Source organism: Pseudomonas sp. S07E 245, from assembly GCF_019599025.1.
GTDB lineage: Bacteria > Pseudomonadota > Gammaproteobacteria > Pseudomonadales > Pseudomonadaceae > Aquipseudomonas > Aquipseudomonas shirazensis.
In genome coordinates this window covers 4,253,556-4,275,892 of sequence record NZ_CP080625.1, presented here as the reverse complement: position 1 = coordinate 4,275,892, position 22,337 = coordinate 4,253,556, and the positions used below count along the sequence as shown (strand labels likewise).

19 protein-coding genes and 2 pseudogenes are annotated in these 22,337 nt (G+C 62.7%); 10 read left to right on the top strand and 11 right to left on the bottom strand.

Features of this window, described 5'->3' with window-relative positions; translation table 11 throughout:
- The first annotated feature begins 138 nt into the window (after positions 1-138).
- Together K3F44_RS19680 and K3F44_RS19675 are read left to right on the top strand one after the other, a co-directional pair.
- Entirely contained in the window at positions 139-1,788 is a 1,650-nt protein-coding gene (locus tag K3F44_RS19680) for a GMC family oxidoreductase (protein ID WP_220632827.1), read from the top strand.
- A 97-nt stretch (positions 1,789-1,885) separates the two neighbouring features.
- Positions 1,886-3,505 (top strand): MFS transporter, encoded by a 1,620-nt coding sequence (locus K3F44_RS19675; RefSeq protein ID WP_101322772.1) that lies wholly within the window; start codon positions 1,886-1,888, stop codon positions 3,503-3,505.
- Positions 3,506-3,658: 153 nt separating this feature from the next.
- Here K3F44_RS19675 and K3F44_RS19670 read toward each other — a convergent pair whose 3' ends face one another.
- The 4 genes from K3F44_RS19670 to glyQ form a co-directional block, all read right to left on the bottom strand.
- Positions 3,659-4,441 (bottom strand): 1-acyl-sn-glycerol-3-phosphate acyltransferase, encoded by a 783-nt coding sequence (locus K3F44_RS19670; RefSeq protein WP_101322771.1) that lies wholly within the window; start codon positions 4,439-4,441, stop codon positions 3,659-3,661.
- Positions 4,442-4,503: 62 nt separating this feature from the next.
- On the bottom strand, positions 4,504-5,031 hold the full coding sequence (gene gmhB / locus K3F44_RS19665) for a D-glycero-beta-D-manno-heptose 1,7-bisphosphate 7-phosphatase (RefSeq protein WP_101322770.1): 528 nt from the start codon (positions 5,029-5,031) through the stop codon (positions 4,504-4,506).
- Between the two features lie 3 nt (positions 5,032-5,034).
- Complete coding sequence (gene glyS, locus K3F44_RS19660) at positions 5,035-7,089, bottom strand: glycine--tRNA ligase subunit beta (protein ID WP_101322769.1); 2,055 nt, start codon at positions 7,087-7,089, stop codon at positions 5,035-5,037.
- Positions 7,086-8,033 (bottom strand): glycine--tRNA ligase subunit alpha, encoded by a 948-nt coding sequence (gene glyQ, locus K3F44_RS19655; protein WP_220632826.1) that lies wholly within the window; start codon positions 8,031-8,033, stop codon positions 7,086-7,088. The genes glyS and glyQ overlap by 4 nt, the downstream gene beginning before the upstream one ends.
- Before the next feature lie 83 nt (positions 8,034-8,116).
- Between glyQ and K3F44_RS19650 the strand changes: the two genes are divergently transcribed.
- Together K3F44_RS19650 and K3F44_RS19645 are read left to right on the top strand one after the other, a co-directional pair.
- Positions 8,117-8,668, top strand: coding sequence for a DNA-3-methyladenine glycosylase I (locus tag K3F44_RS19650; RefSeq protein ID WP_220632825.1), 552 nt, complete (start codon positions 8,117-8,119; stop codon positions 8,666-8,668).
- A gap of 40 nt (positions 8,669-8,708) precedes the next feature.
- A complete protein-coding gene (locus K3F44_RS19645) occupies positions 8,709-9,596 on the top strand; it encodes a lysophospholipid acyltransferase (protein WP_101322766.1) in 888 nt (295 codons plus the stop codon).
- A gap of 117 nt (positions 9,597-9,713) precedes the next feature.
- On the opposite strand, the gene K3F44_RS19640 is transcribed toward K3F44_RS19645, so the two are convergent.
- Genes K3F44_RS19640 through def form a run of 5 tightly spaced genes read right to left on the bottom strand, consistent with a single transcriptional unit; the run spans position 9,714 to position 14,237 of the window.
- Entirely contained in the window at positions 9,714-10,022 is a 309-nt protein-coding gene (locus tag K3F44_RS19640; protein WP_188036917.1) for a tetratricopeptide repeat protein, read from the bottom strand.
- 12 nt (positions 10,023-10,034) lie between these two features.
- Complete coding sequence (gene trkA, locus K3F44_RS19635) at positions 10,035-11,408, bottom strand: Trk system potassium transporter TrkA (protein WP_101322764.1); 1,374 nt, start codon at positions 11,406-11,408, stop codon at positions 10,035-10,037.
- Between the two features lie 22 nt (positions 11,409-11,430).
- Entirely contained in the window at positions 11,431-12,741 is a 1,311-nt protein-coding gene (rsmB, locus tag K3F44_RS19630) for a 16S rRNA (cytosine(967)-C(5))-methyltransferase RsmB (protein ID WP_181105937.1), read from the bottom strand.
- Positions 12,738-13,670: a methionyl-tRNA formyltransferase gene (fmt, locus tag K3F44_RS19625; protein WP_101322762.1), complete on the bottom strand. Its 933-nt coding sequence runs from the start codon at positions 13,668-13,670 to the stop codon at positions 12,738-12,740. The genes rsmB and fmt overlap by 4 nt, the downstream gene beginning before the upstream one ends.
- Before the next feature lie 60 nt (positions 13,671-13,730).
- A complete protein-coding gene (gene def, locus K3F44_RS19620) occupies positions 13,731-14,237 on the bottom strand; it encodes a peptide deformylase (protein ID WP_101322761.1) in 507 nt (168 codons plus the stop codon).
- A gap of 209 nt (positions 14,238-14,446) precedes the next feature.
- On the opposite strand from def, the gene dprA reads away from it, so the two are divergent.
- The 4 genes and pseudogenes from dprA to K3F44_RS19600 form a co-directional block, all read left to right on the top strand.
- The gene (dprA, locus tag K3F44_RS19615; protein WP_181088465.1) at positions 14,447-15,544 is read left to right on the top strand and encodes a DNA-processing protein DprA; all 1,098 of its coding nucleotides are present in this window, start codon (positions 14,447-14,449) and stop codon (positions 15,542-15,544) included.
- A gap of 36 nt (positions 15,545-15,580) precedes the next feature.
- Entirely contained in the window at positions 15,581-16,138 is a 558-nt protein-coding gene (locus K3F44_RS19610; protein WP_150572348.1) for an L-threonylcarbamoyladenylate synthase, read from the top strand.
- Positions 16,139-16,608: 470 nt separating this feature from the next.
- Positions 16,609-16,925: pseudogene (locus K3F44_RS19605) on the top strand (DUF3077 domain-containing protein).
- A 452-nt stretch (positions 16,926-17,377) separates the two neighbouring features.
- A pseudogene (locus K3F44_RS19600) lies at positions 17,378-17,653 on the top strand (DUF3077 domain-containing protein); the annotation flags it as partial.
- Positions 17,654-17,697: 44 nt separating this feature from the next.
- On the opposite strand, the gene K3F44_RS19595 reads toward K3F44_RS19600, so the two are convergent.
- The gene (locus K3F44_RS19595; protein ID WP_150570273.1) at positions 17,698-18,675 is read right to left on the bottom strand and encodes an NADPH:quinone reductase; all 978 of its coding nucleotides are present in this window, start codon (positions 18,673-18,675) and stop codon (positions 17,698-17,700) included.
- Between the two features lie 135 nt (positions 18,676-18,810).
- On the opposite strand from K3F44_RS19595, the gene hemF reads away from it, so the two are divergent.
- Entirely contained in the window at positions 18,811-19,722 is a 912-nt protein-coding gene (hemF, locus tag K3F44_RS19590; protein ID WP_101322755.1) for an oxygen-dependent coproporphyrinogen oxidase, read from the top strand.
- A 26-nt stretch (positions 19,723-19,748) separates the two neighbouring features.
- On the top strand, positions 19,749-20,573 hold the full coding sequence (aroE, locus tag K3F44_RS19585) for a shikimate dehydrogenase (RefSeq protein WP_150570272.1): 825 nt from the start codon (positions 19,749-19,751) through the stop codon (positions 20,571-20,573).
- Positions 20,574-20,724: 151 nt separating this feature from the next.
- On the opposite strand, the gene K3F44_RS19580 is transcribed toward aroE, so the two are convergent.
- Positions 20,725-22,290 carry a SulP family inorganic anion transporter gene (locus K3F44_RS19580; RefSeq protein WP_220632824.1) on the bottom strand — a complete coding sequence of 522 codons (1,566 nt, stop codon included), beginning with the start codon at positions 22,288-22,290 and terminating at the stop codon, positions 20,725-20,727.
- Positions 22,291-22,337: the final 47 nt, after the last annotated feature.

Below are 22,337 nucleotides of genomic sequence, written 5' to 3'. Positions count from 1 at the left end.
CTGTCAGGTTACTTAGGAAACGGCTGATATTGGCTGTGCTAAAACGCACAGCGGTTGAGCGAAAACTCGTGTTTCCTTAGCGAAATTACGCACTAAGATCAAAAGCGACAAGAATAATAATCAGGCCCGAGGTCGCACATGCCATCAGCCGATTCTGCCTACGACTATGTCGTTGTAGGCGCTGGCCCAGCCGGATGTTTGCTGGCCAACCGTTTGTCCGCCGATCCATCCTGCCGGGTGCTGCTGCTCGAAGCGGGTGGGCGCGATAACTATCCATGGATTCACATCCCGGTCGGTTACCTCTATTGCATCGGTAACCCGCGCACCGACTGGTGCTTCAAGACCGAGGCGCAAGCGGGCCTTGGCGGCCGCAGCCTGGGTTATCCGCGCGGCAAGGTGCTCGGCGGCTGCTCGTCGATCAACGGCATGATCTACATGCGCGGCCAGGCCAGCGACTATGATCGCTGGGCTGAACAAGGCAACGACGGCTGGGCCTGGAAAGACGTGCTGCCGCTGTTCAAGGCCAGCGAGAATCACTATGCCGGCAGCAGCGACAGCCACGGCGCCGACGGCGAATGGCGGGTCGAACAGCAGCGCTACAGCTGGCCGATCCTCGACGCCTTCCGCGATGCCGCCGAGCAGAGCGGGATTGGCAAGGTCGACGACTTCAATACCGGCGACAACCAAGGCTGTGGATACTTTCAGGTCAACCAGCGCAGCGGCGTACGCTGGAATGCGGCCAAAGCCTTTCTGCGGCCAATCCTCAAGCGGCCCAACCTGACTCTGCTCACTGGCGTCGAAGTTGACCAGGTGCTGCTCGACAATACCCGTGCTACGGCGGTCAAAGCTCGCTGGCAGGGTGAGTGGCACGAGTTTCAGGCGCGGCGGGAGATTATCCTCTGCGCAGGCTCGGTCGGTTCACCGGGTATCCTCCAACGTTCCGGCATCGGCCCGCGCAAGCTGCTTGAAGATCTCGGCATCGGCGTACGCCATGACATGCCAGGTGTGGGCGGCAACCTGCAGGACCATCTACAGCTGCGCCTGATCTACCAGATCCGCAACACCCGTACCTTGAACCAGATGGCCAACAGCCTATGGGGCAAGATGGGCATGGGCCTGCGCTATCTATACGACCGCAGCGGCCCGCTGGCGATGGCGCCCAGCCAGCTCGGTGCATTCGTTCGCTCCAGCCCCGAGCAGGCCAGCGCCAACCTGCAATATCACGTCCAGCCGCTGTCACTGGAGCGCTTCGGTGAGCCGCTGCACCGCTTCCCGGCGTTCACCGCGTCGGTGTGTAACCTGCGCCCGGCCAGCCGTGGGCGCATCGATATTCGCTCGGCCGATCTGCATGCCGAGCCTGTGATCAACCCTAACTATCTGAGCGACCCGCAAGACCTGCGGGTTGCCGCCGATGCCATTCGCATGACCCGGCGCATCGTCCAGGGACCTGCCCTCGCCGTCTTTGACCCGGTCGAGTACCTGCCGGGCGCTGCGCTCAACACTGAAGAAGAGCTGTTTGAGGCTGCGAGCAAGATCGGCACCACCATCTTCCACCCGGTCGGCACCTGCCGCATGGGCAGCGGCGCGCTCGATGTGGTCGACCATCAACTGCGTGTGCACGGCATCCCAGGCTTGCGCGTGGCCGATGCCTCGATCATGCCGCAGATTGTTTCCGGCAATACCTGTTCACCGACACTAATGATCGCCGAGAAAGCGGCGCAACTGATTCTCAAAGGAGCTGCAACCCAAACCTACCTCAGCGACGCAAGCGCAATACCGACGCCCTGACCAGGTGCGTGCAACAAGCGGCGGCTGGTGATCAGGGCCTGCCGGCAGTGGAACAACAAGAATAATCACTGTGGCCTGCGGGCCGAGGACAGCAACGATGTCTGATTACATTCAAGAGCAGGGAGCAGCGGCGAGCCCTACCAGCCGTCGCGAGGAAAGAAAGATCATTTTCGCGTCATCCCTCGGGACGGTTTTCGAGTGGTATGACTTTTTTCTGTACGGCGCTCTGGCGGCGGTGATCAGCAAGCAGTTCTTTGCGGGGGTCAACGACACCACGGCGTTCATCTTCGCCCTGATGGCATTCGCTGCGGGCTTCTTGGTCAGGCCGTTCGGCGCGCTGGTGTTCGGCCGCCTGGGTGACATGATCGGGCGTAAATACACCTTCCTGGTCACCATCGTGTTGATGGGCTTGTCGACCTTCGCGGTCGGGCTGTTGCCTACCTATGCCAGCATTGGTATCGCGGCGCCGATCATCCTGGTGATTCTGCGCATGCTCCAAGGCCTGGCGTTGGGCGGCGAGTACGGTGGCGCGGCAACTTACGTGGCCGAGCACGCACCGCCCGGCAAGCGCGGTTTCCATACCGGCTTCATCCAGTCGACCGCGACCCTGGGTCTGCTGCTGTCGTTGCTGGTGGTACTGGGTAGCCGCTACATCAGCGGTGATGAGTTTGAAACCTGGGGTTGGCGCCTGCCGTTCCTGCTGTCGATTGTGCTGCTGGGGATTTCCACCTGGATCCGCATGAGCATGCACGAGTCGCCAGCCTTCGTGAAAATGAAGGCGCAGGGCAAGCTGAGCAAGTCGCCGATTCGTGAGTCGTTCACCAATTGGAGCAACCTCAAGATCGTCCTGACGGCACTGTTCAGCATCAACGCCGGTCAGGCAGTAACCTTCTACACGGCGCAATTCTATGTGCTGTTCTTCATGACCCAGATGCTCAAGATGGACCCGGCCCAGGCCAACACTCTGCTGATCATCAGCGTGGTGATCGGCGCGCCGTTCTTCGTGTTCTTCGGTTGGCTGTCTGACCGCATTGGCCGCAAGCCGATCCTGATGGTTGGCCTGCTGCTGGCAACCGTCCTGTACTTCCCGCTGTTCAAGGCCCTGAGCCATTACGCCAACCCACAGATCGACGCCGCCAGCCGTCAGTCGCCCATCGTGGTGATGGCTGACCCAGCCAGCTGCACCTTCCAGTTCGACCCGGTCGGCAAAGCGCGTTTCGACAGCCCGTGCGACAAGGTCAAGACCTTCCTGGTCAAGCAGGGCCTGCCGTACAGCTCTGCTGCTGCGACTGGCAGTGATGTCGTGGTGAACATCGGCGACACGGCCATCACTGGCTTCGACGAAGCGGCAATGCGTGCGGCGATTACCCAGGCGGGGTATCCGGCCAAGGCCGATCCTGCGCAGGTCAACGAGTTCATGGTGGTGGCGCTGATTGTGGCAATGATCCTGATCGCGACCATGACCTATGGCCCGCTGGCGGCGGTGATGGTCGAGCTGTTCCCGACGCGGATCCGCTATACCTCGATGTCCCTGCCGTACCACATTGGTAATGGCTGGTTCGGTGGGTTCCTGCCGACCGTATCGTTCGCACTGGTGGTGTATACCGGGGATATTTTCTATGGGCTGTGGTACCCGGTGTTGATAACCGGGGTGAGCCTAGTGGTGGGGATATTCTGTTTGAAAGAGACCAAGGATGTGGACCTGGACAAGGTCTGATCTGAAACAGCCGGGGGCTGCAAAGCAGCCCCCGTTTTCAATCACTAAAAAACTTATGCACGGTTTTCGAAAAACTGTCACATAGATAAATAACTATAAATTTCAATCAGTTAGAGTCAATCCCTAAGCATCATTTGAAAAGTTGCTCACAAGTTATCCACAATTTTCCAAGCTGTCTGCGGCGCTGCTTTCAGCCACCGGAGGCAGCGCACCCAGCGCCCGCTGGGTCTCCTGATTCCATGCCTCAGCGCGGTTATTCAGGTCAGCAATGGCCCGCGGCCCGCTACCTTCGGCATACATCGGCTCGCCAATCACCACCTCGATCACCCCCGCCTGCTTGCCCCAGCCAGACTTCGGCCAGTAACGGCCGGCGTTATGCGCAATCGGCAGCACCGGCAGGCCTGCGTTCACCGCCAAGGCCGTACCGCCACGGGAGAACTTGCCGATCTGCCCATACGGGACACGGGTACCCTCAGGGAAGATCAATACCCATACGCCTTGCTTGAGCAGCTCGTCGCCCTTCTTGGCAACGTGGCGCAAGGCTTCCTTGGGGTTGTCGCGGTCGATCGCGATCGGCCGCAGCATGGCCATGGCCCAGCCAAAGAACGGCACATACAGCAGCTCACGCTTGAGTACCTGGCTCAGCGGTTGGAAGTACGCCGACAGGAAGAACGTTTCCCAGGTGCTCTGGTGATTGGACAGAATCACGCACGGGGTCGCTGGCACGTTCTCCGCGCCGGTGATCTTGTAGCGGATACCCAGCATCACCTCGGTCAGGCGCACGGCAAAGCGGCACCAGTAGACGTTGATGAAGCGGTAGCGCTTTTGAAACGGCAGAAACGGCGCGATGAAGAAGCTCAAGGTGCACCAAAGCAACGAGCTGGTGCCCAGCAGCAGGTAAAAAAGAAAGATTCTGATCGCCTGCAGGATCGACATAGTGGCATGTACCGTTGCGGGTCGTGCCCGCCTAATGAACTGTGCGCCAGGCGGCGGACAGTCTAGATAAGTGCTCTGGCGACAGCGGCCAGATCGTCAAAAATCAGCGTGCTTGCAGCGACGCCCTTGCTCAGGGTGCGCTCACCTTTGCCGGTTTTCACCAACACCGGTTGTGCTCCGACGGCCAGGGCGGCCTCCAGGTCACCTTTACTGTCGCCGACGAACCATACGCCAGGCAGCTCTGCCTGGTAATGGGCAGCGATTGCCTCGAGCATGCCCGGCTTCGGTTTGCGACAGGCGCAGCCCTCGTCCGGACCATGCGGGCAGTACACGACGAGGCCCAGTTCGCCACCCTGCTCGGCCACCAGCTCGCGCAAGCGCGTGTGCATGGCCTCGAGGGTGTCCAGCGAATAGTAGCCCCGGGCAATGCCGGACTGGTTGGTGGCCACCGCCACCGTCCAGCCCGCTTTGCTCAACTGCGCGATGGCCTCGATCGCGCCGGCAATGGGGATCCACTCCTCCAGCGACTTGATGTAGGCGTCGGAGTCGTGATTGATCACCCCGTCACGATCGAGAATCAGCAGTTTCAAGGCTTACCCCAGCAATGAGATGTCGGCCACACCCAGGAACAGACCGCGCAGGCGGCTGAGCAGGGCGTAGCGGTTGGCACGGACCTTGGCATCTTCGGCGTTGACCATCACTGCCTCGAAGAAGGCGTCGACCGGGTCACGCAGCGCTGCCAGGCGGGCCAGCGACTCACGGTACTGACGGGCCGCGGCCATCGGTTGCACAGCCTGGTCGGCCTGCTGGATCGCCGAGTACAGCGAGAACTCGTTGGCATTGTCGAAATACTTCGGCTCGACTTGCTCGGAGATCGCACCCTCAGCCTTGCTCAGCAGGTTCGACACACGCTTGTTGACCGCGGCCAGGGCCCCGGCTTCAGGCAGTTGGCGGAATGCCTGCACGGCCTGTACGCGTTGGTCGAAGTCCAGCGCCGAGCCTGGCTTGAGGGCACGTACCGACAGGTAGGTACCGACGTCAATGCCTTCGTCTTCATAACGTGCACGCAGGCGGTCGAAGATGAACTCCAGGACCTGCTCGGACAGCCCGGCTGGCTTGATCTTGCTACCGAACTGGTTGACGGCGAAGCTCACGGCGTCGGTCAGGTCCAGGTCCAGCTGCTTGTCGATCAGAATGCGCAGCACGCCGAGGGCAGCGCGACGCAGGGCGTACGGGTCTTTGCTGCCGGTTGGCAGCATGCCGATGCCAAAGATACCGACCAGGGTGTCGAGCTTGTCGGCAATGGCCACGGCAGCACCGGTGAGGGTCTGCGGCAGTTCCGCGCCAGCACCGCGCGGCATGTACTGCTCGTTCAGGGCCAGGGCGACGTCTTCCGGCTCGCCGTCGTTCATGGCGTAGTAGTAGCCGGCAACGCCTTGCATTTCCGGGAACTCGCCGACCATTTCGGTGGCCAGGTCACACTTGGACAGCAAGCCGGCACGCGCCGCACGCTGGGCGTCGCCGCCGATGCGTGGGGCGATGTAGGCGGCCAGCTTGGAAACACGCTCGGCTTTATCGTAGACGCTGCCCAGCTGGGCCTGGAACACCACGTTCTTCAAGCGCTCGTTGAAGGTCGCCAGGGGCTGCTTCTTGTCCTGCTTGAAGAAGAACTCGGCGTCGGTCAGGCGCGGACGCACGACCTTTTCGTTACCGAGCACGATCTGCTGCGGGTCACGGCTCTCGACGTTGGCCACGGTAATGAAGCGCGGCAGCAACTTGCCGTCGCTGTCGAGCAGGCAGAAGTACTTCTGGTTGTCCTGCATGGTGGTGATCAGCGCTTCTTGCGGCACTTCAAGGAAGCGTTCCTCGAACGAGCACACCAGCGGCACCGGCCATTCGACCAGCGCAGTCACTTCATCGAGCAGCGCCGGCGGCACGATGGCCGTGCCTTCCTGCTGCAGGGCGAGCTCTGCGGTGCGCTTGGCGATCAAGTCGCGGCGCTCGGCAAAATCGGCCAGCACGTAGGCTTTGCGCAGGTCTTCGGCGTAGTTGGCAGGCGCGCTGATAACCACGTTTTCCGGGTGGTGGAAACGGTGCCCACGCGACTCGCGACCGGCTTGCTGCTTGAGGATGGTGCAATCGACCACCTGCTCACCGAGCAGCATCACCAGCCATTGGGTTGGCCGCACGAATTCTTCACGGCTGGCCGCCCAGCGCATGCGCTTAGGAATCGGCAGGTCGTTGAGCGAATCTTCGACGATGGTCGGCAGCAGGCTGGCAGTAGCCTTGCCCGGGATGTGCTGCGAGAAGCGCAGTTTGGCGCCGCTCTGGTCGATCTCGCTGAGGTCGACGCCGCACTTCTTGGCAAAGCCCAGGGCCGCCTGAGTTGGCTGGCCTTCGGCGTTGAACGCGGCCTGCATGGGCGGGCCATCGACGTTGATGGAGCGGTCAGGCTGCTGCACGTCGAGCTGACGAATCAGAACTGCCAGGCGGCGCGGCGCGGCATACACACTCTTGCCGGCGTAATTCAGGCCAGCGGCCTGCAGGCCTTTTTCGATACCGGCCAAAAACGCGTCACCGAGGCTGGCGAGGGCTTTGGGTGGCAGCTCTTCGGTGCCCAGTTCAACCAGAAAATCTTGAGCACTCATTGTGCAGCCTCCAGCTTAGCCAACACTTCGTCACGCAGTTCAGGGGTCGCCATCGGGAAGCCCATGCGGGCACGGGCTTGCAGGTAGCTTTGCGCCACGTCGCGAGCCAGCGTACGTACGCGCAGGATGTAACGCTGGCGCTCGGTCACCGAGATGGCGCGGCGGGCGTCGAGCAGGTTGAAGGTGTGCGACGCCTTCAGGACCATTTCATAGGTCGGCAGCGGCAGGTCGAGCTTGATCAGGCGGTTGGCTTCGCTTTCGTAGAAGTCGAACAGCTCGAACAGTTTGTCGACGTTGGCGTGCTCGAAGTTGTAGGTCGATTGCTCTACTTCGTTCTGGTGGAACACGTCGCCATAGGTGACCACACCGAACGGGCCGTCAGCCCAGATCAGGTCGTACACCGAATCAACGCCCTGCAGGTACATCGCCAGGCGCTCGAGGCCGTAGGTGATTTCGCCGGTGACCGGGTAGCACTCCAGACCGCCGACTTGCTGGAAGTAGGTGAACTGAGTCACTTCCATGCCGTTCAGCCAGATTTCCCAACCCAGACCCCAGGCGCCGAGGGTCGGCGATTCCCAGTTGTCTTCGACGAAGCGCACATCGTGCACCAGCGGGTCGAGGCCGATCGCTTTCAGCGAGCCCAGGTACAGTTCCTGGAAGTTGGCCGGGTTAGGCTTGAGGACCACCTGGAACTGGTAGTAATGCTGCAGGCGGTTGGGGTTTTCACCATACCGTCCGTCGGCAGGCCGACGGCTTGGCTGCACGTAGGCGGCGTTCCAGGTTTCTGGGCCGACGGCGCGCAAAAAGGTCGCGGTGTGGAAAGTGCCGGCGCCTACTTCCATATCGTAGGGCTGAAGTACCACACAACCTTGCTCAGCCCAGTACTTCTGCAGGGCGAGGATGAGGTCTTGGAAGGTACGCACGGCTGGCGTAGGCTGGCTCACGAAATTCACCTGTATCTGGGGATGCGGATGTAAAGAGCGGGAGTATAACCCGATTCGCCTCGCCCTCTACTGATTGGAGCCTTATGCCACGCTGCTTTTGGTGTACCGACGATCCGTTGTACCAGGCCTACCACGACCAGGAGTGGGGAACGCCGCAGCGCGATCCGGCGTTGCTGTTCGAGATGCTTTTGCTCGAAGGGTTCCAGGCTGGGCTGTCCTGGATCACCGTATTGCGCAAGCGCGAGCGCTATCGCCAGGTCATGTATGACTTTGACCCGGTGCAGCTGGCGCAGATGAGCGATGAGCGCATCGAGGAATTGATGCTCGATGCCGGGATCATCCGCAACCGCCTCAAACTCAACGCGGCGCGGCGTAATGCCAAGGCCTGGCTGGCTGTGGATAACCCGGCCGAGTGGCTCTGGTCGTTTGTCGGCGGCACGCCGAAGATCAACCACTTCACCGACCGTAGCGAGATGCCGGCAGTCACCGACGAGGCCAAGGCGATGAGCAAGGCGTTGCAGAAAGCCGGCTTCACGTTCGTTGGTCCGACTATCTGCTACGCGTTCATGCAGGCCACCGGGATGGTCATGGACCACACCACCGACTGCGATCGCTACGCCGCCTTGGCGCGCTGAGCGGGTACAATGCGCGCTTGCTGAAATAAGGAATTCGCCTGTGGAAAAGTTCAAGGGCGCCCTGATGGTCGGGGTGCTGCGCCTGTTTGCCAAGCTGCCCTGGAGCGCGGTGCAACGGGTTGGCGCCGGCATTGGCTGGCTGATGTGGAAGATACCCAACGGTTCGCGCAACGTGGTGCGGATCAACCTGGCCAAGTGTTTTCCGGAGATGGACCCGGCCGAGCGCGAGCAGTTGGTCGGCCGCGCCCTGCGCGATATCGGCAAGTCGTTTGTCGAAAGCGCCTGCGCCTGGATCTGGCCGCCACAGCGTTCGCTGGACCTCGTCCACGAAGTGCAGGGCCTGGAAGTGCTGGAGGCCGCGCTGGCCTCAGGCAAGGGCGTAGTCGGCATTACCAGCCACTTGGGCAACTGGGAAGTGCTCAACCACTTCTACTGCAGCCAGTGCAAACCGATCATTTTCTACCGCCCGCCCAAGCTCAAGGCCGTCGATGACCTGCTTCGCGAGCAGCGCGTGCAGATGGGCAACCGTGTGGCGCCGTCGACCAAGGAAGGCATCCTCAGCGTGATCAAGGAAGTGCGCCGTGGTGGCCAGGTGGGGATTCCGGCTGACCCGGAGCCGGCCGAGTCGGCTGGGGTATTTGTACCGTTCCTCGGCACCCAGGCGCTGACCAGCAAGTTTGTGCCGAACATGCTGGCTGGCGGCAAGGCGGTCGGGGTGTTCCTGCATGCGCTGCGGCTGCCGGATGGTTCTGGGTTCAGGGTAATTCTCGAGGCGGCGCCCGAGGAGATGTACAGCACCGATGTAACGGTGTCGGCGGCGGCCATGAGCAAGGTGGTCGAGCGTTATGTGCGCGAGTATCCGAGCCAGTACATGTGGAGCATGAAGCGCTTCAAGAAGCGTCCGGCTGGGGAACAGCGCTGGTATTGAGATTTTGGGGGCGCTTTGCGCCCCTTTCGCGACGCGAGGCCGCTCCTACAGAGGGACGCGGTCAACTGTAGGAGCGGCCTTGTGTCGCGAAAGGGCTGCGCAGCAGCCCCGGCAATCTCAGGCTTTGTTCAATTTCTTCAAAAACACCGCCATCTCTTTCTCGGCCTGCTTGTCGCCATGCGCCCGCGCCGCTTCAGTCCCTTGTTCCCACGCCTGCCGCGCCGCGGCCAGATCACCGCTCAGCTGATAAGCCTTGCCCAACAGCTTCCACGCCGCCGAATACTTCGGGTCCAGCTCAACGCAGCGGGCCAGATGCACCGCCGCCTCGGCGCCGTTGCCCTCATCCAGCCAGGCCTTGCCCAGACCGAAGCGCAACAGTGAGTTATCCACACCCTTGTCGAGCATCTTCTGCAGCGATTCGCGCATTGCCATGCCTCCTTAGAAAAAGCTCAAGCCCACGTGGAACAGCTTCTCGACGTCGCGGATATGCTTTTTATCCACAACGAACAGAATCACGTGGTCGCCGGTTTCCAGCACCGTGTTGTCGTGGGCGATCAGCACCTGCTCGGCACGAATGATCGCGCCAATGGTGGTGCCCGGCGGCAGGTCGATGTCGGCGATGGCCTTGCCAATCACCTTGCTCGACTTGGCGTCACCATGCGCCACCGCCTCGATCGCCTCGGCCGCACCGCGGCGCAGCGAGTGCACGCTGACGATATCGCCGCGGCGCACGTGGGCAAGCAAGGTGCCGATAGTCGCCAACTGCGGGCTGATGGCGATGTCGATATCGCCGCCCTGCACCAGGTCGACATAGGCCGGGTTGTTGATGATGGTCATCACCTTGCGCGCACCTAGGCGCTTGGCCAGCAGCGACGACATGATGTTGGCCTCGTCGTCGTTGGTCAGGGCCAGGAAGATATCGGCGTCGGCGATGTTCTCTTCCAGCATCAGGTCCTTGTCCGAGGCGCTGCCCTGCAACACCACGGTGCTTTCCAGGGTGTCGGACAGGTAACGGCAACGGGCCGCGTTCATCTCGATGATCTTGACCTGGTAGCGGCTCTCGATCGCTTCAGCCAGGCGCTCGCCGATCTGCCCGCCCCCGGCGATGACCACACGTTTGTTGGTCTCGTCGATGCGTCGCAACTCGCCCATGACCGCGCGGATGTCCTTCTTCGCGGCGATGAAAAAAACCTCGTCATCGGCTTCAATGACGGTATCGCCCTGCGGCTTGATCGGCCGGTCACGGCGGAAGATCGCCGCCACGCGGGTGTCGACATTGGGCATGTGCGCGCGGATCTGGCGCAACTGCTGGCCCACCAGCGGGCCGCCGTAGTAGGCCTTGACCGCCACCAACTGGGCTTTGCCGTCAGCGAAGTCGATCACCTGCAGTGCGCCGGGGTGCTCGATCAGACGCTTGATGTAGTTGGTCACCACCTGTTCGGGACTGATCAGCACGTCGACCGGGATATGGTCGTTGTGGAACATTTCTTCCCGAGTCAGGTACGCCGATTCGCGCACCCGAGCGATCTTGGTCGGGGTGTGGAACAGCGAGTAGGCGACCTGGCAGGCGACCATGTTGGTCTCGTCGCTGTTGGTCACCGCCACCAGCATGTCGGCGTCGTCGGCGCCGGCCTGGCGCAGCACCGTCGGCAGCGAGCCACGGCCCTGCACGGTGCGGATATCAAGGCGGTCGCCAAGATCGCGCAGGCGGTCGCCATCAGTGTCGACCACAGTGATGTCATTGGCTTCGCTGGCCAGGTGTTCTGCCAGCGTGCCGCCTACCTGCCCTGCGCCAAGGATGATGATCTTCATCCACTACTCCTAACCTGGTGTTTTATCCGCGCGAGGCGGCAATCTTGATCAGCTTGGCATAGTAGAAGCCGTCGTGGCCGCCTTCCTGAGCCAGCAACTGGCGCCCGTGCGGCTGGCGCAGGCCGGCCTCGGTGGCCAGGTCCAGTTCACGGGCGCCTGGCGTGCGGGCCAGAAACGCCTCGATCACTTCAGTGTTTTCGGTCGGCAGGCTCGAGCAGGTGGCGTACAGCAGCATGCCGCCGACTTCCAGGGTTGGCCACAGCGCATCGAGCAACTCGCCCTGCAACGTGGCCAGGGCCGGGATGTCATCAGCCTGACGGGTCAACTTGATGTCCGGATGACGGCGGATCACTCCAGTCGCCGAGCACGGTGCGTCGAGCAGAATGCGCTGGAAGGTCTTGCCGTCCCACCAGTTGGCGGTGTCGCGGGCATCGCAGGCGATCAGCTTGGCGTCCAGTTGCAGGCGCGCCAAGTTCTCGCGCACGCGGACCAGGCGCTTGGCTTCCAGGTCGATCGCCACCACTTCGGCCAGGCCCTGCTCGGCTTCGAGCAGGTGGCAGGTCTTGCCGCCCGGTGCGCAGCAGGCATCCAGCACGCGTTGGCCGGGGGCCAGTTCGAGCAGGTCGGCGGCCAGTTGCGCCGCCTCGTCCTGCACGCTGATCCAGCCTTCGGCAAAGCCTGGTAGGCCACGCACGTCGCAGGCAGCCGCGAGCACGATGCCGTCGCGGCTGTACTGGCAAGCAGCGGCAGCGATACCGGCTTCGCCAAGCAAGGCCAGGTAGGCGTCGCGGCTGTGATGGCGGCGGTTGACCCGCAGGATCATCGGCGGATGAGCATTGTTGGCGGCGCAGATGGCTTCCCACTGCTCCGGCCAGAACGCCTTGAGCGACTTCTGCAGCCAGCGCGGGTGGGCGGTACGTACCACCGGGTCGCGCTCCATGCTGGCGAGCAGTTCTTCGCCCTCGCGCTGGGCGCGGCGCAGCACGGCATTGAGCAGGGCCTTGGCCCACGGCTTTTTCAGCTTGTCGGCGCAGCCCACGGTTTCGCCGATGGCGGCATGCGCCGGGATTCGCGTGTAGAACAGCTGGTACAAGCCCACCAGCAGTAGCGCCTGCACATCACTGTCGGCCGCCTTGAACGGCTTTTGCAGCAACTGCGCGGCCAGCAGCTCCAGGCGTGGCTGCCAGCGGGCGGTGCCGAAGGCGAGGTCCTGGGTCAGGCCACGGTCGCGTTCCTCGACCTTGTCCAGTTGCGTTGGCAACGAACTGTTCAGCGAAGCCTTGCCGCTGAGTACAGCAGCGAGGGCGCGGGCAGCAGCCAGACGTGGGTTCATTGGCCAAGCACCTTGCCGTCAGCGAACTTCTCGCGGCGGCTGTTGAACAGGTCGCTGAAGTTCAGCGCCTTGCCGCCTGGCAGTTGCAGGCGGGTCAGGCTCAGTGCCTGCTCACCGCAGGCGACGACCAGGCCGTCCTTGCTGGCGCTGAGGATCTGGCCGGGGGCGCCGCTGCCTGTGGACAACTTCGCTTCGAGGACCTTCACGCTTTCGCCATCGAGGCTGGTGTGGCACACCGGCCATGGGTTGAAGGCGCGTACCAGACGCTCCAGCTCAACTGCCGGGCGGCTCCAGTCGATGCGCGCTTCTTCTTTGTTCAGCTTGTGTGCATAAGTGGCCAGGGCGTCATCCTGCACTTCGCCCTGCAAGGTGCCAGCGGCCAGCCCGGCAATCGCCTCGAGCACGGCAGGCGGGCCCATTTCGGCAAGGCGGTCATGCAGGCTGCCGCCGGTGTCGCTGGCACTGATTGGGGTAGTGACCTTGAGCAGCATCGGCCCGGTGTCCAGGCCCGCTTCCATGCGCATCACGGTGACGCCGCTCTCGGCATCGCCGGCTTCGACGGCGCGCTGGATCGGCGCCGCACCGCGCCAGCGTGGCAGCAGCGAGGCATGGCTGTTGATGCAGCCCAGGCGCGGGATATCCAGCACCGCCTGCGGCAGGATCAAACCGTAGGCAACCACCACCAGCAGGTCCGGCGCCAGCGCGGCCAGTTCGGCCTGGGCCTCGGCATTGCGCAGGGTCGGCGGTTGCAGCACAGGGATGTCATGGGCCACGGCCAACTGCTTGACCGGGCTCGGCATGAGCTTTTGCCCACGGCCGGCCGGACGGTCGGGCTGGGTGTACACCGCAACCACCTGGTAAGGGCTGTCGAGCAGGGCTTTGAGGTGTTCGGCGGCAAACTCAGGGGTGCCCGCGAAGACGATGCGCATGGAGTTCTCGCTTGAAATAGAAAAAGGCTTGCCGGAGCAAGCCTTCTGCAAGGTGGGGGATCAGGCGTTCTGGCGGTGCTGCTTTTCCAGCTTCTTCTTGATCCGGTCACGTTTGAGCTGCGACAGGTAGTCGACAAACAGCTTGCCGTTGAGGTGGTCCAGCTCGTGCTGCACGCACACCGCGAGCAGGCCTTCGGCCTCCATCTCGTACGGCTTGCCATCGCGATCCTGGGCTTTGACCCGGATGCGCAGAGGGCGATCGACGTTTTCGTAGAAGCCCGGCACCGACAGGCAACCTTCCTGGTACTGGCCCATGTCGTCGGTCAGCTCTTCGAGCTCGGGGTTGATGAACACCCGTGGCTCGCTGCGATCTTCGCTCAGGTCCATCACTACCAGGCGCAGGTGGACGTTGACCTGCGTCGCGGCCAGGCCGATGCCAGGCGCTTCGTACATGGTTTCAAACATGTCGTCGATCAGCTGGCGCAAGGCGTCGTCAAACACCGTCACCGGTTTGGCAATGGTACGCAGGCGCGGGTCCGGGAATTCGAGAATGTTCAAAATGGCCATAGGGGTCAGGCAGTCACTGTGCGGTCGGTTGAAAACTGAACACACATAATAAAGGCAAACGCACGATTCAGCACGTAGCAAAGGTCAGCTAGGGTTTCAGAACGGCGCTTATAGCCGAATCTGTTGACAGGTTATAAAACTCTTATCAACACAGTTATCCACAGGTTGTGCCATCTGCATGACCCTTTGTCGATCAAGGATGATCAGCCATGCCCGTTCCCCTTTCGTCTGACTGTCCACCTGCTGAATTAGAGGCGAGGCTGCGCCTGCATCGCTTGCCTGACGTCGGTATGCGGCGTTTTCTGACACTGATTGAGGCGTTTGGCAGCGCCTCCTCGGCGCTCAGTGCACCGGCAACTGCCTGGCGCACGCTGGGGCTGACTGCCGCGGCCTGCGAGGCTCGGCGCAGCCCAGAAGTGCGCGATGGTGCCAGCGCTGCAATGGCCTGGCTAGAGCGTCCGGGCCAGCATTTGCTGATGTGGGACCAGCCTGGCTACCCGCCTCTGCTGGGCGAAATCGACGATGCCCCGCCGCTGCTGTTTGTGGCCGGCAACGTTGAAATACTCGAGCGCCCGCAGCTGGCTGTCGTCGGCAGCAGGCGTGCTTCGCCGCCGGCGCTGGACAACGCCGCGGCTTTTTCGCGCTGCCTCGCCCGCGCCGGTTTTACCATCACCAGCGGCCTGGCGCTGGGCGTAGACGGCGCCGCTCATCGGGCTGCGCTGGACGCTCAAGGCAGCACAATCGGGGTGCTTGGCACGGGTCTTGAAAAACTTTATCCACAGCGCCATAAAGCCCTCGCGCAGGAGATGATCGAGCGTGGTAGTGCAGTGGTTTCAGAGTTCCCGCTGGACGCCGGACCACTGCCTGGCAACTTCCCCCGTCGCAACCGGATCATCAGTGGTTTGTCGCTCGGTGTGCTGGTGGTCGAGGCCGGTACAGCCAGCGGCTCGCTGATCAGCGCCCGTCTGGCGGCCGAGCAAGGCCGCGAGGTGTACGCCATCCCAGGCTCGATCCATCACCCCGGCGCCAAGGGCTGCCACCAGTTGATTCGTGATGGCGCGCTGCTGGTGGAAAGCGTCGAGCAGATCCTCGACAGCCTGCGCGGTTGGCAAAACCTGCCGCCGGTGGCTGTGGATAAACCCGCCCACCCCCTGCTCGCCTTGCTCCACGCTGCACCGCAAACCAGCGAAGGGCTGGCCCGCAGCAGCGGGCAGGCGCTGGCGCAGGTGCTCGCCAGCCTGACCGAGTTGGAGCTGGAAGGCCGCGTCAGCAATCAAGCTGGGCGTTGGTTTGCGCGGTCTGGCTGAGTAAACTGCAGGTCAGCGTAATTCGGAGTAACAACAATGGTCAGCAGTTGGCGTGTGCAGCAAGCCGCACGGGAAATTCGCGCGGGCGCGGTGATTGCCTACCCGACCGAAGCAGTCTGGGGTCTGGGCTGCGACCCCTGGAACGAAGACGCGGTGTACCGCCTGCTCGCGCTCAAGTCGCGGCCTGTGGATAAAGGCCTGATTCTGGTGGCAGACAGCATCGAGCAGTTCGACTTCCTGTTCGAAGACTTCCCCGAAGACTGGATCAAGCGCATGGCCGACACCTGGCCTGGCCCAAACACCTGGCTGGTACCGCATCAGGGCATGTTGCCGGAGTGGGTCACCGGCCAGCACGACACCGTTGCCCTGCGCGTCACTGATCATCCACAGGTGCGCGAGCTTTGCGCGCTGGTTGGGCCGCTGATTTCCACTTCGGCCAACCCCGGTGGACGGCCGGCAGCGAAGAGTCGCTTGCGGGTGGAGCAGTATTTCCGGGGAGATCTGGATCTGGTGCTGGGCGGGTTGTTGGGCGGGCGGAAGAATCCGAGTGTGATTCGTGATCTGGCCACTGGCGAGGTGGTGCGGGCGGGGTGAGCGTCTGGCTCGAGTCTGCCGGGGCTGCTTTGCAGCCCTTTCGCGACACAAGGCCGCTCCTACAGGCACCGCGTGCTACCTGCTTACGCGGTGCCTGTAGGAGCGGCCTTGTGTCGCGAAAGGGGTGCGTAGCGCCCCCAGCACTACCAGGCCATGTGCAGGATATTTCTGATTTTTACCAAAAGGCTGTGCGGATCGTATTCGGCGAAATATCCTACGCACGCTGTAGAATGCCATCACCTTCTCAGTGGGAACTCATGCCTCTAGGCTTCACATCGTCGCTGAATAACTCAGCGATCGGGTGTGGTAACCCGGAGATGATGATTCCCCATGTCAGTCATGGCAGCTGTGCGCGGGAGGCTTTTAGCCTGCCGGGTCTTGGGGTATCTCTCCGGTTTACCACCCTGCGTATAGCTGCCACCAATTCGCGTGGTAACGAGTTGTAGCGGCGATTGATTAGAGAAAACCCCATGACCAAGAAGCTTGTACCTGATCCGCCTCTCTCCCACTAACCACGAGTCACCCCTTCGGTCGCTGCGAAGCCGGCCATCCTCCGCTTTACTCGGTAAACCCAAACATCCCCATCGAAGACGCTCTGGTCCACGTCGCACTGCACCTGCGCTGTGCCTACGAAACCGGCCTGCAAGCCATGGAGCATATGCGCGAAGAAGGCCGCGGCCTGTTCTGGGCCAACCTACATGCAGTGGAAGCGGCTGAAGGTGTGGTCGACTCGCTGCTCGACAACTTCGAGGCTGGCACCCTGGACAAGCGCATGTCTCTCACCTGACACCCGCTGTGCAGGACGTTGGGGCCGTTAGCCGGCCCCAATCACTCAGGGCAGCAGTACGGCCGAACCAACGGAGCGTAGCGCCCCAGCATTTCTGGCTGGTACCGAATTCGTGAGTCCGCAGACTGTTGCCCAGCATTACTCAGTCATGTGCAGGATATTTCTGATTTTTACCAAAAGGCTGTGCGGATCGCATTCAGCGAAATATCCTACGCACGCTGTCGTATGCCATCACCTGCTCAGTGGGAACTCATGCCTCTAGGCTTCACATCGTCGCTGAATAATTCTGCGATCGGGTGTGGTAGCCCAGGTGCTTTTTTTCCATGACAGTCTATGGCGGCTGTGCGCGGGAGGCTTTCGAGCCTGCCTGGATTGGAAAATGCCCGGGTCTACCACCTCGCGTATCGCCGCCACCCAATTCACGTGGTAGTGAATTGAAGCGGTAAAGCTCCACCACCGCCCACCCCTTCGGCCGCTGCGAAGCCGGCCATCCTCCGCTTTTCTCAGTAAACCCAAACATCCCCATCGAAGACGCTCTGGTCCACGTAGCGCTGCACCTGCGCTGTGCCTATGAAACCGGTATGCAAGCCATGGAACACATGCGCGAAGAAGGCCGTGGCCTGTACTGGGCCAACCTGCACGCGGTGGAAGCGGCTGAGGGTGTGGTTGAGTCTTTACTCGACAGCTTCGAATCCGGGACATTGAGCGAGAGGATGTCGTTGACCTGACGCCCGGTGCTGGCTGTATTGGGGCCGCTCCGCGGCCCCGCAGCTCAGGGCAACAGCACCGTCGAGCCGACCGTGCGCCGCGCCGACAGCTCGCTCTGCGCCTTGGCCGCTTCGCTGAGCGGGTAGCGTTGCTGGATATCCACCGTCAGCTGGCCGCTGGCGATCATGGCGAACAGGTCATCGGCCATGGCCTGGGTGTTTTCGGCGTTGTTGGCGTAAGTGGCCAAGGTCGGCCGGGTCACGTAAAGCGAACCCTTCTGCGCCAGAATGCCCAGGTTGACGCCACTGACCGCGCCGGAGGCGTTGCCGAAGCTGACCATCAAGCCGCGTGGCTGTAGGCAGTCCAGCGAGGTCAGCCAGGTATCGGCGCCAACGCCGTCGTATACGACCGCAACCTTTTTGCCGTCAGTCAGCTCAAGCACGCGCTTGGCGACGTCTTCGTGGCTGTAGTCGATAGTCTCCCAGGCGCCGAGGGCCTTGGCCCGCTCGGCTTTTTCCGCCGAGCTGACCGTGCCGATCAGCTTGGCGCCCAGCGCTTTAGCCCACTGGCACGCCAGCGAGCCAACCCCACCAGCTGCGGCGTGGAACAGGATCACTTCGCCCGGCTGCACGGCGTAGGTCTGTTTGAGCAGGTACTGCACGGTCAGGCCTTTGAGCATCACTGCGGCAGCCTGCTCGAAGCTGATGCTGTCGGGCAGTTTGACCAGGTTGGCTTCGGGCAGCGTGTGCACTTGGCTGTAGGCGCCCAGCGGGCCGCCGACGTAGGCGACGCGGTCGCCGACCTTGAGCCGGGTGACACCTTCGCCGACCGCATCGACGATGCCGGCACCTTCGGTGCCCAGGCCCGAGGGCAGTGCTGGCGGTGGGTACAGGCCGCTGCGGAAATACGTGTCGATGAAGTTCAGGCCGATAGCCTGGTTGCGCACACGAACCTGCTGCGGGCCGGGTGGGGCCGGGTTGAACTCGACCAGTTGCAGTACTTCGGGGCCGCCATGCTGGCTGAACTGGATACGCTGGGCCATCTCGCACTCCTGTTGTCGGATTGGATGCAGGCCTTCTATCGGACGCCTTTGCTTGACTGCCGTCAACTGCGACGCGCCGGTTGCCGGTGGTATGCTACGCGGCGAATTCTTCCCTGCTCCTCCCAGGTGACCCCGATGACCAGCCGCACCGAGGCCGTGAAGGCCTATCTGCTCGACCTGCAAGACCGCATCTGCTCTGCCCTCGAACGCGAAGACGGCGGCGCCCGCTTCGTCGAGGACGCGTGGGTGCGCGAAGCCGGTGGTGGCGGGCGCACGCGGGTGATCGGGGACGGCGCGCTGATCGAGAAAGGCGGGGTCAACTTCTCCCACGTGTTCGGCAGCGGCCTGCCGCCGTCGGCCAGTGCTCACCGGCCAGAGCTGGCCGGGCGCGGCTTCGAGGCGCTGGGGGTGTCGCTGGTGATCCACCCGCATAACCCGCATGTGCCGACTTCGCACGCCAATGTGCGGTTTTTCATCGCCGAAAAAGAAGGCGAAGAGGCAGTCTGGTGGTTTGGCGGCGGCTTTGACCTCACCCCCTACTACGGCAACGAGGAAGACTGCGTGCACTGGCACCGCGTCGCCGAGCAGGCCTGCGCGCCGTTCGGCGCCGACGTCTACCCGCGTTACAAAGCCTGGTGCGACCGCTACTTCCACCTCAAGCACCGCGGCGAGCCGCGTGGCATTGGTGGGCTGTTCTTCGATGACCTCAACGAGTGGGACTTCGACACCTGCTTCGCCTTCATTCGGGCGATCGGCGATGCCTATATCGACGCCTACCTGCCGATCGTGCAGCGGCGCAAGGCCACGCCTTATACCGCTGAGCAGCGCGAATTCCAGGAGTACCGCCGTGGGCGCTATGTCGAGTTCAACCTGGTGTACGACCGTGGCACCTTGTTCGGCCTGCAATCGGGTGGGCGTACCGAGTCGATCCTGATGTCGCTGCCGCCGCAAGTGCGCTGGGGCTATGACTGGAAGCCGGCGCCAGGCAGCGAAGAAGCGCGCCTGACCGACTACTACCTGCAAGACCGCGACTGGCTTGGCCAGTAAGCCCTGTGGATAACCGAGGAAGCGCCATGGACCAATACGTCGTTTTCGGCAACCCGATCGGCCACAGCAAGTCGCCGCTGATCCACCGCCTGTTTGCCGATCAGACCGGCCAGCACATTGAATACAACACCCTGCTGGCGCCGCTGGACGAGTTCAGCGACTGCGCTCGCGGCTTCTTCAAGCAAGGCCAGGGTGCCAACGTCACCGTGCCGTTCAAGGAAGAAGCCTACCGCCTGTGCGACAGTCTCACCGAGCGTGCCCAGCGCGCCGGCGCGGTCAACACCCTGACCAAGCTGGCCGACGGCAGCCTGCAAGGTGACAACACTGACGGCGCCGGTCTGGTGCGCGACCTCACGCAAAACGCCGGGGTCGAGCTCAAGGGCAAGCGCATCCTCATCCTTGGTGCGGGCGGCGCAGTGCGCGGTGTACTCGAGCCGATTCTGGCGCATAACCCGCAGGCGCTGGTGATCGCTAACCGGACGGAAGAAAAGGCCGAGCGGCTGGCGCATGAGTTCGATGCGCTAGGGCCGGTGGTGGCCAGTGGTTTTGCCTGGCTCAGCGAGCCGGTAGATGTGATCATCAACGCCACCTCGGCCAGCCTTGCCGGGCAGATGCCGCCGATTGCCGACAGCCTGGTCGAAGCTGGCCGCACCGTGTGCTACGACATGATGTACGGCAAGGAGCCGACCCCGTTTTGCCAGTGGGCGACTCGCCTGCAGGCAGCCAAGGTACTCGATGGCCTGGGCATGCTCGCCGAACAGGCGGCCGAGGCGTTCTTCATCTGGCGTGGGGTGCGGCCGGATACAGCGCCAGTGCTGGATGAGCTGCGTCGCCAGTTGGCGCGGGGCTGAGGCCTAGGCCGGGGATCGGGCAGGGTCTCAAATTGTGTGGGGTTTGAGAATGTCGGGGCTGCTTTGCAGCCCTTTCGCGACACAAGGCCGCTCCTACACTGACCGTGTCCAGCCAGTCTGACGCGGTCCCCCCAGCATCCTGAAGTCCCAATCAATCCTCAAAGCGTATTGGACACGCCTGCGTCCCTTCCAGCTTCTGCAATTCCTCGACCACCTGCGGCCTTGCCCGCTGCAGCGTCAGGCTACCGCCATTACGCATCAGCCTCCGCGCTTCACGGTGGAGCATGTCAACGCCCGAATAGTCGATAAAGTTGACCTGCCGCGCATCGATCAGTACATGCGGCCCCTGGCAGCGTTGCAGGCGCACTTGCAGGTAGTGCGCTGCGCCAAAGAAGATCGACCCACCCACCCGCAGTACATCTGTCTCGCCTTCGCGGCTTTGCAGCACGCGGGGCTGTGAGGTGCGCTTGAGGTAGAAGAACAGCGAGGCCAGTACGCCGGCATAGATCGCGGTCTGCAGCTCCAGCAGCAGCGTTGCCATAGCGGTCAGGGCCATCACCAGAAACTCGGCGCGGCTGACCCGAAACAGCGCGCGGATGCCGCGCACATCGATCAAACCCCAGCAGATCAGCAAAATGCTGCCGGCCATGGCCGGGATCGGCAGGTGCGCAATCAGGCCGGCGCCGGTCACTGCGAACAGCGCCAACCACAGCGCGGAAAACACCCCGGCCAGCGGCGAACGTGCGCCCGCATCGTAGCTCAAGCCCGAGCGGGTGAATGAGCCGGACGAGAGGTAACCGGAGAATACGCTGCCGACCATGTTCGACAGGCCTTGGGCGCGGATTTCCTGATTGGCATCGATCATTTGCTCGGAGCGCGACGCCAGCGAGCGGGCAATCGACAGGCTGGTGACCAAGCCGAGCATGCCCACCGCCACGGCGCTTGGCAGCAAGTGCAGGATCAGTTCGAAATCCAGCAATGGCAACGGGCTCAAGGGTGGTAGCTGGCCGCTGAACGCCGGCACCCGCGCCACCTGGCCAAACCATTGCGGCAGCAACCAGGCGACCAGGCTGACCAGCAGCAGACTTATCAACAGGCTCGGCCAGCGCGGCCGCCAAAGCTTCAGCAGCAGGCCAAGCAGCAACGTCGCCAAGCCCAGCGTCAGCGCTGGCAGGTCGATTTCGCCAGCGTGACTGAGCAGATCCTGCAGGGTTTTCAGCGCGGTGGCCTGGCTCACCAGTTCGATGCCGAGCAGGTTTGGCAGTTGCCCCAGGGCAATGACCACAGCCGCACCAAGGGTGAAGCCGAGCACCACCGAGTGCGAGACAAAATTGACCAGTGCGCCAAAGCGCGCCAGTCCGAGCACCAGTTGGAAGGCGCCGGCTAGAAACGTCAGCAGCAGGATCAGGCTGATGTAGTCGCTGCTGCCACTGACGGCCAGCGGGCTGACACTGGCATACAGCACGATCGAGATGGCAGCGGTCGGGCCGCAGATCAGGTGCCACGAAGATCCCCACAGACAGGCGATGATCACCGGCACGATGGCCGCGTACAGGCCGTACTCGGCCGGCAGGCCGGCGATCAGCGCGTAGGCGATGGATTGCGGCAAGGCGAGGATGGCACCGCTCAGGCCGACCAGCAGGTCCTGGCGCATACTGCGCGGCGTTTGCCGGGGCAGCCACTTGAGGAAAGGCAGCAGGTGACTGAGGCGGTGCATGAGTTGTCCACAATCCTTAGATTTCGCCGAGATTCATCGCAGTGGGG

Coding starts and splice junctions, on each gene's coding strand:
- K3F44_RS19650 (WP_220632825.1), top strand. CDS start 8,117: ATGCCACGCTGCTTTTGGTGTACCGACGATCCGTTGTACCAGGCCTAC.
- trkA (WP_101322764.1), bottom strand. CDS start 11,408: ATGAAGATCATCATCCTTGGCGCAGGGCAGGTAGGCGGCACGCTGGCA.
- fmt (WP_101322762.1), bottom strand. CDS start 13,670: ATGCGCATCGTCTTCGCGGGCACCCCTGAGTTTGCCGCCGAACACCTC.
- K3F44_RS19670 (WP_101322771.1), bottom strand. CDS start 4,441: ATGTCGATCCTGCAGGCGATCAGAATCTTTCTTTTTTACCTGCTGCTG.
- def (WP_101322761.1), bottom strand. CDS start 14,237: ATGGCCATTTTGAACATTCTCGAATTCCCGGACCCGCGCCTGCGTACC.
- rsmB (WP_181105937.1), bottom strand. CDS start 12,741: ATGAACCCACGTCTGGCTGCTGCCCGCGCCCTCGCTGCTGTACTCAGC.
- K3F44_RS19675 (WP_101322772.1), top strand. CDS start 1,886: ATGTCTGATTACATTCAAGAGCAGGGAGCAGCGGCGAGCCCTACCAGC.
- K3F44_RS19640 (WP_188036917.1), bottom strand. CDS start 10,022: ATGCGCGAATCGCTGCAGAAGATGCTCGACAAGGGTGTGGATAACTCA.
- glyS (WP_101322769.1), bottom strand. CDS start 7,089: ATGAGTGCTCAAGATTTTCTGGTTGAACTGGGCACCGAAGAGCTGCCA.
- K3F44_RS19580 (WP_220632824.1), bottom strand. CDS start 22,290: ATGCACCGCCTCAGTCACCTGCTGCCTTTCCTCAAGTGGCTGCCCCGG.
- hemF (WP_101322755.1), top strand. CDS start 18,811: ATGACCAGCCGCACCGAGGCCGTGAAGGCCTATCTGCTCGACCTGCAA.
- dprA (WP_181088465.1), top strand. CDS start 14,447: ATGCCCGTTCCCCTTTCGTCTGACTGTCCACCTGCTGAATTAGAGGCG.
- K3F44_RS19595 (WP_150570273.1), bottom strand. CDS start 18,675: ATGGCCCAGCGTATCCAGTTCAGCCAGCATGGCGGCCCCGAAGTACTG.
- aroE (WP_150570272.1), top strand. CDS start 19,749: ATGGACCAATACGTCGTTTTCGGCAACCCGATCGGCCACAGCAAGTCG.
- K3F44_RS19680 (WP_220632827.1), top strand. CDS start 139: ATGCCATCAGCCGATTCTGCCTACGACTATGTCGTTGTAGGCGCTGGC.
- K3F44_RS19610 (WP_150572348.1), top strand. CDS start 15,581: ATGGTCAGCAGTTGGCGTGTGCAGCAAGCCGCACGGGAAATTCGCGCG.